The 13,000-nt window shown below is 63.6% G+C and carries 11 protein-coding genes; 8 read left to right on the top strand and 3 right to left on the bottom strand.

Annotated features, from left to right (window positions below):
• Positions 1-21 precede the first annotated feature (21 nt).
• The 7 genes from mnmE to ACFQU1_RS01655 all read left to right on the top strand — a co-directional run bounded on the left by mnmE (position 22) and on the right by ACFQU1_RS01655 (position 9,085).
• A complete protein-coding gene (gene mnmE, locus ACFQU1_RS01685) occupies positions 22-1,335 on the top strand; it encodes a tRNA uridine-5-carboxymethylaminomethyl(34) synthesis GTPase MnmE (RefSeq protein ID WP_378128579.1) in 1,314 nt (437 codons plus the stop codon).
• Between the two features lie 142 nt (positions 1,336-1,477).
• Positions 1,478-3,349 (top strand): tRNA uridine-5-carboxymethylaminomethyl(34) synthesis enzyme MnmG, encoded by a 1,872-nt coding sequence (gene mnmG / locus ACFQU1_RS01680; RefSeq protein ID WP_378128577.1) that lies wholly within the window; start codon positions 1,478-1,480, stop codon positions 3,347-3,349.
• A gap of 90 nt (positions 3,350-3,439) precedes the next feature.
• Positions 3,440-4,090, top strand: a complete 651-nt coding sequence (rsmG, locus tag ACFQU1_RS01675; RefSeq protein ID WP_378128575.1) for a 16S rRNA (guanine(527)-N(7))-methyltransferase RsmG — start codon at positions 3,440-3,442, stop codon at positions 4,088-4,090.
• A gap of 7 nt (positions 4,091-4,097) precedes the next feature.
• Positions 4,098-4,982, top strand: coding sequence for a ParA family protein (locus tag ACFQU1_RS01670; protein ID WP_378128573.1), 885 nt, complete (start codon positions 4,098-4,100; stop codon positions 4,980-4,982).
• A gap of 25 nt (positions 4,983-5,007) precedes the next feature.
• Positions 5,008-5,901, top strand: coding sequence for a ParB/RepB/Spo0J family partition protein (locus ACFQU1_RS01665; protein ID WP_378128571.1), 894 nt, complete (start codon positions 5,008-5,010; stop codon positions 5,899-5,901).
• Positions 5,902-6,075: 174 nt separating this feature from the next.
• A complete protein-coding gene (gene acs / locus ACFQU1_RS01660; RefSeq protein WP_378128569.1) occupies positions 6,076-8,025 on the top strand; it encodes an acetate--CoA ligase in 1,950 nt (649 codons plus the stop codon).
• On the top strand, positions 8,012-9,085 hold the full coding sequence (locus ACFQU1_RS01655) for an enoyl-CoA hydratase/isomerase family protein (protein WP_378128567.1): 1,074 nt from the start codon (positions 8,012-8,014) through the stop codon (positions 9,083-9,085). Before acs ends, ACFQU1_RS01655 begins: the two co-directional genes overlap by 14 nt.
• Before the next feature lie 11 nt (positions 9,086-9,096).
• On the opposite strand, the gene ACFQU1_RS01650 is transcribed toward ACFQU1_RS01655, so the two are convergent.
• The 3 genes from ACFQU1_RS01650 to ACFQU1_RS01640 form a co-directional block, all read right to left on the bottom strand.
• Complete coding sequence (locus ACFQU1_RS01650) at positions 9,097-9,618, bottom strand: VOC family protein (RefSeq protein WP_378128565.1); 522 nt, start codon at positions 9,616-9,618, stop codon at positions 9,097-9,099.
• An 83-nt stretch (positions 9,619-9,701) separates the two neighbouring features.
• Entirely contained in the window at positions 9,702-10,370 is a 669-nt protein-coding gene (locus ACFQU1_RS01645; protein WP_378128563.1) for a hypothetical protein, read from the bottom strand.
• A gap of 166 nt (positions 10,371-10,536) precedes the next feature.
• Positions 10,537-11,220, bottom strand: coding sequence for a hypothetical protein (locus ACFQU1_RS01640; protein WP_378128561.1), 684 nt, complete (start codon positions 11,218-11,220; stop codon positions 10,537-10,539).
• A gap of 246 nt (positions 11,221-11,466) precedes the next feature.
• Between ACFQU1_RS01640 and ACFQU1_RS01635 the strand changes: the two genes are divergently transcribed.
• Complete coding sequence (locus tag ACFQU1_RS01635; RefSeq protein ID WP_378128559.1) at positions 11,467-12,999, top strand: acyl-CoA carboxylase subunit beta; 1,533 nt, start codon at positions 11,467-11,469, stop codon at positions 12,997-12,999.
• The last annotated feature ends 1 nt before the right edge of the window (position 13,000 follow it).

Raw genomic sequence — 13,000 nt, 5'->3', positions numbered from 1 at the left:
CAACGATCGCGGCGCTCGCCCATGACGGATCATGGCGGCGATACCATTGTGGCGCTCGCCACAGGGCGCGCTCGCGCGGCCATCGCAGTGCTGCGGCTGTCGGGCCCAGCATCTCGATTCGTGCTCGAAACGATCGCCGGATCCTGCCCTCCGCCTCGGCAGGCCCGGCTGCGGCGGCTGCGCAGACCTGCGACCGGCGAGATCCTGGATCACGGCCTCGTGCTCTGGTTGCCCGGTCCGGGCAGCTTCAGCGGCGAGGACATGGCCGAGTTTCACTTGCACGGCGGCCACGCCGTCGTCGCGGCCGTGCTGGAGGCCATCCTCGGATTGCCGCACTGCCGGTTGGCCGAGCCAGGCGAATTTTCGCGCCGGGCTTTCCTGGCGGGCAAGCTGGACTTGAGTGCCGCCGAGGGTATTGCCGACCTGGTTGATGCTGAAACCGAGGCACAACGTCGACAGGCATTGCGGCAGATGGACGGCGCGCTTACTGCCACCGTCGAGGGCTGGCGGGACCGCCTCATCGCCTGTCTAGCCGAGGTCGAGGCCGAGCTCGATTTCTCGGACGAGGGCGACGTCGTCACCGACAGCACCGCCACCGCGGAGGAGATCGCGCATATCCGCGACGAGATGACGGCAGTGCTGGCCGACGGCCGTCGCGGGGAACGCCTGCGCGAGGGCTTCACGGTCGTTATCGCCGGCCCACCGAATGCCGGGAAGTCGACGCTTCTCAACCGGATGCTGCAGCGCGAAGCGGCCATCGTTTCGCCGATCGCCGGCACGACGCGCGACATCATCGAGGCACGTCTCGATTTCGATGGGCTTCCGGTCGTTCTCGTGGATACGGCCGGCCTGCGCGATACGCAGGACCCCTTGGAAGAGGAGGGCGTTCGCCGGGCGCGGGCGCGGGCGGAGACAGCCGATCTGGTGCTTGCACTGGAAGCGGTCGATTCGCCTCCGCAATTAACTAGCGAGGCTCCGACTGCACGCCTTTTCCGGGTCTGGACCAAGCGCGACCTTGCTCCGCCACCGCATGGGTTCGAGGGAATTGCAATCTCGGCCAAAACGGGTGAGGGCGTTGAGCACCTCCTCGACCTTTTGGCGAGCGAGGCAGCGCGTGCGGTCGGCGACGGCTCGGCGCTGGTCACACGGGAGCGACATCGTCGCGCCCTGACCGATGCGGTCGAAGCGCTCCAGCATTACCGTGGAACGGCAGGGCCTGAGCTTCTTGCCGAGGACCTGCGGCTCGCCTTGCGGGCGCTCGGCCGTGTGACGGGGCGCGTCGGGGTGGAGGACATTCTCGACCGCGTGTTCTCGACCTTCTGTATTGGTAAATGAAACGCTAAGCACACGGCGTTTCACGTGAAACAGGGCCGTCCCTTCGTTGACGGGCCGGTGCCCGTGGGCTAGAGCCCAAGGGTCTGGTGTTCAGGCCGATCGGGTTCGATTCGGCGGCGTGACGGCATCATTGGAGACCAGCATGTCAGCGTCTTTTGACGTCGTCGTAGTCGGCGGCGGCCATGCAGGAACGGAGGCGGCGGCAGCCGCCGCACGTCTCGGCGCGCGCACGGCGCTCATCACCCATCGCCGTGACACGATCGGAGCCATGTCCTGCAACCCGGCGATCGGCGGTTTGGGCAAGGGTCATCTGGTGCGGGAGATTGACGCTCTCGACGGGATCATGGCGCGCGCCGCCGATCACGCCGGAATTCAGTTTCGCGTGCTCAACCGCCGCAAAGGTCCGGCGGTTCGCGGCCCCCGCGCCCAGGCTGACCGGAAGCTCTATGCCCGGGCGGTGCAAGAGGCGCTTGCCGCAACCGACGGACTGACGATCCTGGAGGGAGAAGTCGACGACATCGTCCTTGAGAGTGGGCGTGTCACGGCGGTCGTCCTCGGCGACGGTCGCCGGATCGGCTGCGGAGCCGTCGTGATTACGACAGGCACCTTTCTACGCGGTCTGATCCATATCGGTGAAGCGCAGACACCCGGCGGGCGTGTCGGCGAGCAGCCGGCGTCTGGCCTCTCGGCGACTTTTGCCCGGCTCGGATTCCCCCTCGGCCGGCTGAAGACCGGCACGCCGGCGCGGATCGACGGCCGCACCATCGATTGGAAGGCGCTGGAGATGCAGGCCGGCGACGATCCGCCGGAACCTTTTTCGGCGTTGACCGAGCGTATCACGACGCCACAGGTGGAATGCGGCATCACCCGGACGACAGACGCAACGCATGCGGTCATCCGCGCCAATCTCCTGCGCTCGCCGATGTATTCAGGCGAGATCAAGAGTCGCGGCCCGCGCTATTGTCCTTCCATCGAAGACAAGGTTACGCGCTTCGGCGACCGCGACGGCCACCAGATCTTCTTGGAACCGGAAGGGCTGGATGATCCGACGGTCTATCCCAACGGCATCTCGACATCCCTACCGGAAGACGTCCAGCGCGCTTTCATTGCCACCATCCCAGGGCTTGAAAAGGCGCTTATCCTGCGGATGGGCTATGCGATCGAATATGACTATGTGGACCCACGCAGCCTGACCGCACAGCTTGAGACGAAGGCTGTGCGTGGTCTTTTTCTCGCCGGTCAGATCAATGGCACGACCGGTTACGAAGAGGCGGCGGCTCAGGGGCTGGTTGCTGGATTGAATGCAGCCCGTCGGGCCGGTGGCGGTATGGGTGTGATTTTCGACCGGGCCGAAAGCTACACGGGTGTCATGATCGACGACCTGATCACTCAAGGTGTGAGTGAGCCCTACCGGATGTTCACCTCGCGGTCGGAATATCGGCTGTCGTTGCGCTCGGACAATGCCGATGAGCGCCTCACGCCGAAGGGGCTGGACGTGGGTTGTATCGGTCGGGAGAGGGCGTTTGCCTTTTCGGCAAAACAGGCCGCCTTGGCTGAGAGCCGGGCACTACTGGACGGTCTGCGGCTCACGCCGGATGAGGCCCAACGTCATGGCCTAGCCATCAACCGCGACGGGGTGCGCCGCAGCGCGTTCCAGTTGCTTGCCCATCCAGGCATCAACCTCGCACGCCTCGGCCGGATCTGGCCAGAGCTGAACACCATCCCGCAGCGGCTGCGCGACCGGCTGGAAGCCGATGCGACCTATGCGGTTTATGTCGAGCGGCAGGCAAGCGATGTCGCGGCCTATCGGGCCGACGAAGCGGTCCCCCTCCCTTCGCTCGACTTCAGCAATATGCCGGGTCTGTCGAGCGAGTTGCGACAGAAGCTGACACAGGTTCAGCCGGCGACGCTCGGCCAAGCCGCACGGATCGAAGGAATGACGCCGGCTGCCATGACGGTTTTGGTCGGCCTGGCAATGCGCCACAAAAATCGATTCGTACCCGTATCGAGCTGAATCGGAACCTGCTATCCTGTTTCACGTGAAACGCGGCCGAAACGGTCGCGATCGAGTCGGATCAGGAATGATTGGTCCTTCGGGTTGGGAATGGCGGACACTCTGCGCAGAAACTCGGATGAGCAGGAGGTTCTCCGGAGCCTCGCTGTTTCACGTGAAACCGCGGATCGCCTGAGGGCCTATGTCGCCGAGCTCGAACGTTGGCAGACCGTGAAGAATCTCGTCGGACCGACGACGCTTGATCAGATCTGGACTCGGCATATCGCCGATTCGGCCCAGCTTCTTCGCCTGGCGCCAACGGCGCGACGCTGGCTCGATCTGGGTTCCGGCGCCGGCTTTCCCGGACTGGTGATCGCCATTCTGCTGGGCGAAGGTGCTGACGTACATCTCGTTGAGAGCAACGGTCGGAAATGCGCCTTCCTGCGCGCGGCGATTCGGGCGACCGGCGCCAGGGCGGTCGTGCACGAGGCGCGAATCGAAGCGGTTATTTCGAACTTCACCGGCCGTATCGACATAGTGACCGCGCGTGCCCTTGCTCCGCTTGTCCGTCTTCTGCCCATGGTTAAAGATCTGTTGAGAACAGGGGCAATGGGAATCTTTCCGAAGGGACAAGATCTGGATGCGGAATTGACCGAAGCCACCAAATCTTGGAGAATCAGCGTCGAGGTCGTGCCGAGTGTCACGGACCGCGGCGCAGGCATCCTGATTGTGCGTGACGCCTGCGAAATCGAGCGGGGATAACCCACGAATGAGCGATAGCCAGGATACTCTCGAACCCCAGGCAGCGGGCCCCATTCTCGGGGGCCACGGATCCAGGAAGGTTCGGATATTGGCCTTGGCCAATCAGAAGGGCGGCGTCGGCAAGACAACGACGGCCATCAATCTCGGCACGGCCTTGGCGGCGATCGGCGAGAGGGTGCTGATCATCGACCTCGACCCGCAAGGCAATGCCACCACGGGGCTTGGAATCGACCGGCGCAGTCGGCGTGTCTCGACCTATGACGTCATGACCGGTGCGGCCTCGCTGGCGGAAGCGGTCATCGACACCGTCGTTCCCAATCTGGCTGTCGCGCCGTCGACGCTCGATCTTCTGGGCGTGGAGCTCGAAATCGCCTCCTCGCGCGATCGCGCCCATCGGCTGAAGCATGCGATCAGCACGGTGGCGGCCGGCTCCGCAACCCAGGACACGGCCGGACCCGCGCCCTCCTTCACCTATGTGCTGATCGACTGCCCTCCGTCGCTCAATCTGCTGACCATCAATGCCCTGACGGCGGCTGACGCCGTGGTCGTTCCGTTGCAATGCGAGTTTTTCGCTCTCGAGGGTCTGAGTCAGCTCCTAAAAACGGTCGATCAGGTGCGCAGCGCGCTCAACCCGCGGCTCACCATCCACGGCGTCGTTCTCACCATGTATGACCCGCGCAATAACCTGGCCGGTCAGGTCGTCGCCGACGTGCGTCAGTTCATGGGCGCCAAGGTCTATGACACGATCATTCCGCGCAATGTGCGCGTCTCGGAGGCGCCGTCCCACGGCAAGCCGGTGCTTCTTTATGATCTGAAATGCTCGGGCGCGCAGGCTTATCTCAAGCTCGCGTCCGAAGTCATCCAGCGTGAACGAAGCCTGTGCGCGGCATGAGTGGTCGCCAGCCGGAGATGAAGTGATGGTCGATGATCCCGCACGGTCGCGTCTCGGTCGGGGCTTGGCCGCACTGATCGGTGATGTCGGAGAAGAATTCGGCGCGCTCGAGCGGTCGCGGCCGCCCGGACAAAAATTTGTGCCGGTCGAGTTCCTGCGGCCCAACCCGCGCAATCCGCGCAAGGCGTTCACCGACGAGGCGCTTGCCGAGCTCGCCGATTCCATTCGTCAGCGTGGTCTCATCCAGCCTATCGTCGTGCGGGCGATCCCGAAGCTGGTGGACGTTTATGAGATCGTCGCCGGCGAACGGCGTTGGCGAGCGGCGCAGCGGGCGGGCCTGCACGAAGTGCCGGTGGTCGTGATCGATGCCGACGATCGCGCTGCACTCGAGATCGCCATTATCGAGAACGTTCAGCGTGCTGATCTCAACCCGATTGAGGAGGCTGCCGGTTACGAGCAGCTCATCGCAGAATTCGGCTATTCACAGAACGATCTCGCCCAGGTGATCGGCAAGAGCCGCAGCCATGTCGCGAATACGCTGAGGCTTCTGAAGCTCCCTCCCAGCGTCAAGACGCTGGTCAATGACGGACAGCTTTCAGCCGGCCATGCGCGGGCGCTGATCGGGCTCGCCGACCCGGAAGCCGTGGCGCGTGCGGTCGTCGAGAAGGGTCTCAATGTGCGCGATGTGGAGCGCATCGCCCAGGATGAGGCGCGCGATACCGGCAAGGACAACGCGCGTACGCGCGTGAAGCCGGAGAAGGATGCGGACACTCGCGCCCTGGAGCGGGCGCTGGAGGAAGTCCTCGGCCTGTCGATCGCCATCAATCACCAGGCGCAGGGGGGCGAGGTGCGCATTCGCTACCGCACGCTCGAACAGCTCGAGGGGCTCTGCCGGCGCTTGCAGGGGCAGGCGACCTGACGCCGTCCTCATGGTTCTCTGCATGACCCCTCGCCTTTAAGCTCGCTTGCAGGGTGCGGCTGGCTGAAGCCCGGCCACGCGCGCTTGTCCGCCGCAGGCGACTTTGCATAATAGCTGTTAAGTGGTCCGGCATAGACATGCCGCGAATCGTCTTTTGCCGACCGGGAGGAAGCCATGTCCGACAAAATCTATCCCGTACCTGCCGGTTGGGCCGAACGCGCCCATATTGACGCTGCCGGCTATCGCGCCATGTATGAGGCGTCCATTCGTGACCCCGAAGCCTTCTGGGGCGAGCATGGACAGCGGCTCCATTGGTACAGGCCCTATACGCGGGTGAAAAACACGTCGTTTGCACCCGGCGCGGTCTCGATCCGCTGGTACGAGGACGGCACGACCAATGCCGCCTATAACTGCATAGATCGGCATCTGCCTGAGCGCGCCAACCAAACCGCGATCATCTTCGAAGGCGACGATCCGTCCGAATCGCGGCATATCACCTATCAGGAGCTGCACGACGAGGTGGCGCGCTTCGCCAATGTGCTGCGTCTGCGCGGCGTCGAGAAGGGCGACCGCGTCACCATCTATATGCCGATGATCCCCGAGGCGGCCTATGCGATGCTCGCCTGCGCGCGGCTCGGGGCCATCCATTCCGTGGTGTTCGGCGGCTTTTCGCCGGATTCGCTCGCCGGTCGCATCGAAGATTGCCAGTCAAAGGTCGTTATTACCGCCGATGAAGGCGTCCGCGGCGGCCGCAAAATCCCGCTCAAGGCGAATGTGGACGCGGCGATCGAGCGCGCCGGCGGTGTGGACCATGTGATCGTCGTCCGGCGAACCGGCGGGGCGGTGGATATGGTGCCCGGCCGCGACGTCTGGCTGCATGAGGCGGCCGCGCTCGTGACGCGCGAATGCCCCTGTGAGGAGATGAATGCGGAAGATCCGCTGTTCATCCTCTATACATCGGGATCGACTGGAAAACCGAAGGGCGTGCTGCATACGACCGCCGGTTACTTGGTCTATGCTGCGATGACGCATCAATATGTCTTCGACTATCACGACGGAGATATCTATTGGTGCACGGCCGATGTCGGCTGGGTGACGGGGCACAGCTACATCCTCTATGGGCCGCTCGCCAATGGCGCGACGACCCTGATGTTCGAGGGCGTGCCGACCTATCCGACGAACTCCCGCTGCTGGGAGATTGTCGACAAGCACAAGGTCAATATCTTCTATACAGCGCCGACGGCAATCCGCGCCCTGATGCAGGCGGGCGATGCGCCCGTCACGAAAACCTCGCGCGCGTCGCTTCGACTGCTCGGTTCGGTCGGCGAGCCGATCAATCCGGAAGCCTGGGAATGGTATTACCGCGTGGTCGGCGATAGCCGCTGCCCGATCGTCGATACCTGGTGGCAAACGGAAACTGGCGGCATTCTGATCACGCCGCTGCCGGGCGCGACGGACTTGAAGCCCGGCTCCGCCACACAGCCCTTCTTCGGCATCCGGCCTGAGATCATGAACGGTGACGGCGCCCCGCTCTCCGGTGCCGTCTCGGGCAATCTGGTCATCGCCGATTCCTGGCCGGGGCAGATGCGCACCGTCTATGGCGATCACGCTCGCTTCATGGAGACCTATTTCTCCACCTATCCCAATAAGTACTTCACCGGCGACGGCTGCCGGCGCGACGAGGACGGCTATTACTGGATAACCGGCCGGGTCGACGACGTGTTGAACGTCTCCGGCCATCGCCTGGGAACGGCGGAGGTCGAATCGGCGCTCGTCGCCCATCGCGACGTGTCGGAGGCCGCAGTGGTCGGCTATCCCCATCCCATCAAGGGCCAGGGCATCTATGCCTATGTCACGTTGATGGCGGGCGTTCAGCCGAGCGAGGAGTTGCGCAAGGAGCTCATCACCTGGGTGCGCCAGGAGATCGGGCCGATCGCCTGTCCCGATCTTCTGCAATTCGCGCCGGGGCTACCGAAGACGCGTTCCGGCAAGATCATGCGGCGCATTCTGCGCAAGATCGCCGAAGACGAACATGAGAACCTAGGCGACACCTCGACGCTGGCGGACCCCGCCGTCGTCGACGATCTCGTGGCGAACCGGCAGAACAAGCGTGCCACGGCCTGAGGCCTTGCCGGGCCTGCCCGGCCCGCAGGCGGTCGATGAACCGGTTCTCGTCTGGCGCGTTGGGGCGCTCGCGCGCATCCGGCTCAACCGGCCGAAGGCGCTGAACAGCCTGACGCTGCCGATGGTCCGCATCATCGCAGCGGCGCTCGACGCCATCGAAGCCGACCCGAGCCTCGCGGCGGTTCTCGTCGACGGTGCCGGCGAGCGCGGCTTCTGCGCCGGTGGCGATATCCGCGCCGTTCACGACAGCGGCCGTGCCGGCGATGGCATCGCGGAGGCGTTCTGGCGCGTCGAATATGAGGTCAACGACCGCATCGCGGCCTTCGGCAAGCCCTATGTCGCCTTGATGGACGGCATCACCATGGGCGGCGGCGTCGGCCTTTCGGCCCATAGTTCGAATCGCGTCGTCACCGAGCGGACGCGGCTCGCGATGCCCGAGACCGGCATCGGCTTCATTCCCGATGTAGGCGGCACCTGGCTTTTGGCGCGGGCACCGGGGGAGACCGGCAGCTATCTCGGATTAAGCGGCCAGAGCATCGGCGCGGCCGACGCAATCTTTGCCGGCTTCGCTGATGTCTTGGTGCCTTCGGAGGCACTCGGCGTGCTCGCCGAGGCCCTGGAGGCGCTGCCGGCAGGCGCGACCGCAGCGGATGTGAACGCCGTCATCGGACGATTCGCAAAGCCTGCGGGTCCCGCGCCGCTTCAGGCCAATCAGGCCGTCATCGACCGCACGTTTTCCTTCGACGAAGTCCCGGCGATCCTCGCCGCCTTGCGTGCCGATGGATCAGATTTCGCGCTGGAGGCGGCTGAGATCATCGGCCAGCGGTCACCAACCAGTGTGGTGGTGACGCTTGCGTTGCTGCGTCTCGCTCGCACGGCTCCCTCGCTCAGGGCGTGCCTCGACCGGGAATATGTGGCCGCCTGTCAGACGCTCCGCGGCCACGACTTCTATGAGGGGGTTCGCGCCGCGGTCATCGACAAGGATCGGCAGCCACGCTGGCAGCCGGCCACGATCGCCGAGGTCACGCCGGCGATCGTCGAGGCGCATTTAGCGGACTGAGGCTCGCCGGTCTAAAGCGGCTCCTCGGCGAGCAGGTCGGCGAGATCGAGCCGCTCCGTCACCATGGCGAGCTCACCATTCGCCTGGCGCGGCCATTCCGCCTGCGGGCGATCCCAATAGAGCTCGACGCCGTTCTCGTCCGGATCCCGAAGATAAAGGGCTTGGCTGACGCCATGGTCGCTCGCGCCGTCGAGCGGGATGCCGGCGGCCATCAGCCGGCGCAGGGCGTCGGCGAGTGCGCCTCGCGTCGGATAGAGGATCGCTGTGTGGTAGAGCCCGGTGGAGCCGCGCGGGGGCGGCGAGCCGCCGAGGCTTTCCCAGGTATTGAGCCCGATATGGTGATGGTAACCGCCCGCTGAGATGAAGGCGGCGCGCCGGCCGAAGGTCTGCCTCAGCTCGAAGCCGAGCACGCCGCAATAGAAGGCGAGCGCCCGGTCGAGATCCGCGACCTTGAGATGGACATGGCCAATGCGCACGCCGGAATCGATGGGCCGATCTGTCGTGCCTGCAGCGCGTAAATGGTCCTGCGGCATGACTTTTCTCTCCTGGTCAGAGGGTCGGCACGATCCGACTGGCCATCTGTACTGTCGACGGTACTACCACCTGCCGGCATTATCTAGAACAGGTTCTGGAGGAAGCGCGCAATTTGGCTCGCTCTGCTCCCCTCCGATCCTTCGGACCGCGGGACATAGGATCTCCAAAGGCGTGCTGCGTGCCGGTGGTGGGGGTACTGTGGAACCCATGGGGGGCAGGTTGGCTCTCCCCTCATCCAGAACTGGATGCGCCGTTGGACCTCCGGCTTATACCTGTTTCTGTAAATCCAGCGTAATTCTACGCCCGTAAAGCTCCGCTGCTTGCCGAATTTCGTGACGCAATCGGCGTCGTGTTCTTTGCGGGCGACTTGCCTCATATCAATGTCGTCCAGAAGAAAATGTACGCATGTGTCGCACGGGTCGTTGCACATCCAATCGAGGCCAGCTTTTATCTTGCGACGGATATCTCGGTTGTAGCGTTCTTCTGTCCAGTTTTCCTCAGAGGTGGTCAAGAGTGTGGAATATTTAGGATGGCCTCTTACCGCCCCGAGAAAGTCTTCCAGCCTGGGCGGCGCAGGTCCCGGCTCTTCACCGATAACGACCTTGTATTGGTCGATACAGTGAATGCCGCCGGCTTCGCCGGCCTGAGCAAAGGACGGATAGGACCTGCGGTAACGCGCCCGTGTCGGCTCCAGGCCGTAAATCAGATCATCATGCTCGAACCGACCCTTAAAGGGCTTGTAGAACGGCATTACAGTATCCCGAAAGTAGTACGATCTTGGAGCAGAATAGGATTGCTTTTGGATGAAGGACATAGCGCGAAGCCGGCGGGGAACGCCTGAGGACGCGCAGTTTGCGTCAGGGCGCTACCCCGCGAGGCCCTAGTGGCGAGGCCTTCGGCTCGACACGGGGCACTGTTCAGAAAAATCCGCGAAAGACACGCGCGACGAGTCCGGACCAGGTCGGTCCACACCGCTCGGACCGCGGGATATAGGATCTCCAGAGACTGCAAGCATTCCGATCATAGGGATAGCGAGGGTCCCATGGAGGACAGGTCGGCTGTCCTTCCATCCAGAACTGGATGCAGCTCTGCACCCTCGGATTGTGCCTGTTTCGATAGATCCAGCGCAGTTCGACGCCTGTAAAGGCCCGCTCTTTGCCTAAGCCGAAGTCTCCGTCCGACGAGCCCGATTTATGAACGATTTCCGCGAGATCGATGTCATCCAGAATGAAGTGCACACAAACGTTTTGCGGATGGTGAGCTGCCCAGTGAAGGCCGGCCTTTACCTTCCTTCTGACGTCCAGGCAGAAGCGTGCGGGGCTCCACTCGTCGTCCGTCGTGTTCAAAATCGAAGAATATTTTGGATGATCCTGAATTGCTTTCAGGAATTCGCCTCGTCGTGATGGCGCGGGTGCGGGGTCGTCCGCATTCGATATTTCCCAAAGAACAACGCGGTATTGGTCGATCGAATAGATCGCGCCGGCCTCTTTAGCTGAGATAAAACGAGGATTGCTGCTTCGGTACCCCCATCGCGAGGACGTCAGTCCGTATATCAGATCACCATCCTCGAACTGCGTCTTGAAGGGCTTGCAGAAGGGCATTTTACATCCAGATCCGAAGACGCTCGGCGCCGGAAAGCTTATGATCCAGTCGGCACGCAGCACATCGAGACGGACACGCAGCGGACGCGCGCGACGGTGCAGCCGGTGCCGAAACGCCGTGCCCGAACCGTCCGGCTCCGGGCGTGGCCAGCGCGGGGCTGGAAGTGCTCGATCGTCGATGCCTTCATTTTTATGACACCCTGCCTTATGACTGGCTCAGTGCAACTCAGCCGGTAAAGGGTAGCCATGCGCGATGTTCTCGACCAGCTCGAACGCCGCCGCGCCGATGCCCGCCACGGCGGCGGCGAGAAGCGCATCGCCGCCCAGCACAAGCGGGGCAAGCTCACCGCGCGCGAGCGGCTCGAGCTCCTGCTCGACGAGGGCTCCTTCGAGGAGTTCGACATGTTCGTCGAGCACCGCTCGGTCGATTTCGGCATGGCGGAGCAGAAGATCCCCGGCGACGGCGTCGTCACCGGCTGGGGTACAATCAACGGCCGCAAGGTCTTTGTCTTCTCCAAAGATTTCACCGTCTTCGGCGGCTCGCTGTCGCAGACCCATGCCGAGAAAATTGTGAAGATCCAGGACATGGCGCTCAAGATGCGCTGCCCCATCATCGGCCTGTTCGATGCTGGCGGCGCACGCATCCAGGAGGGCGTGGCGGCGCTCGCCGGCTATGGCGATGTCTTCAAGCGCAATGTGGTCGCCTCCGGCGTCATTCCGCAGATCTCGGTGATCCTCGGGCCATGCGCGGGCGGTGACGTCTATTCGCCGGCCATGACCGATTTCATCTTCATGGTGCGCGACACGTCCTACATGTTCGTCACCGGCCCGGAGGTGGTGAAGACGGTCACCAACGAGACGGTGACGGCGGAAGAGCTTGGCGGGGCCAAGGTGCATACCACCCGCTCGGCGGTGGCGGACGGGGCCTTCGACAATGACGTCGAGGCGCTCCTGCAGATCCGCCGGCTGATGGACTTTTTGCCGGCGAATAATACCGACGGCGTGCCCTCCTGGCCGAGCTTCGACAATGCCGAACGTCTCGATCCCTCGCTCGATACGCTTGTGCCGGACAATGCCAATGTGCCCTACGACATCAAGGAACTGATCCTCAAGATCGTCGACGAGCGCGATTTTTTCGAAGTTCAGGAGACGTTTGCGCGCAACATGGTCGTGGGTTTCGGGCGCATCGAAGGGCGCACGGTCGGCATCGTCGCCAATCAGCCGATGGTGCTCGCCGGCGTGCTCGATTCGGATGCGTCACGAAAGGCCGCGCGTTTCGTGCGCTTCTGCGACGCCTTCGAGATCCCGATCGTCACCTTCGTCGACGTTCCCGGCTTCCTGCCGGGTACGGCCCAGGAATATGGCGGGCTCATCAAGCATGGCGCCAAGCTCCTCTTCGCCTATTCCGAGGCCACGGTGCCGCTCGTCACGATCATCACGCGAAAGGCCTTCGGCGGTGCCTATGACGTCATGGCCTCGAAACATGTCGGCGGCGACATCAATTACGCCTGGCCGACGGCACAGATCGCCGTGATGGGCGCCAAGGGCGCCGTCGAGATCATCTTCCGGCAGGATGCGGCCAATCCGGAGGCGATTGCCGAGCACACCCGGCGCTACGAGGAGCGCTTCATGTCACCCTTCGTCGCCGCCGAGCGCGGCTATATCGACGAGGTGATCATGCCCCGCTCGACGCGCCGGCGCGTGGCGCGCGCGCTCGCCCTCCTCGCGACGAAGCGTGCCGAGACGCCCTGGAAGAAGCACGACAATATTCCGCTTTGAG

Origin of the sequence: Chelatococcus sp. GCM10030263, assembly GCF_042666455.1 — a bacterium.
GTDB lineage: Bacteria > Pseudomonadota > Alphaproteobacteria > Rhizobiales > Beijerinckiaceae > Chelatococcus.
Note: the sequence above shows the minus strand (reverse complement) of the source record. Positions and strands in the feature narration are given on the sequence as shown.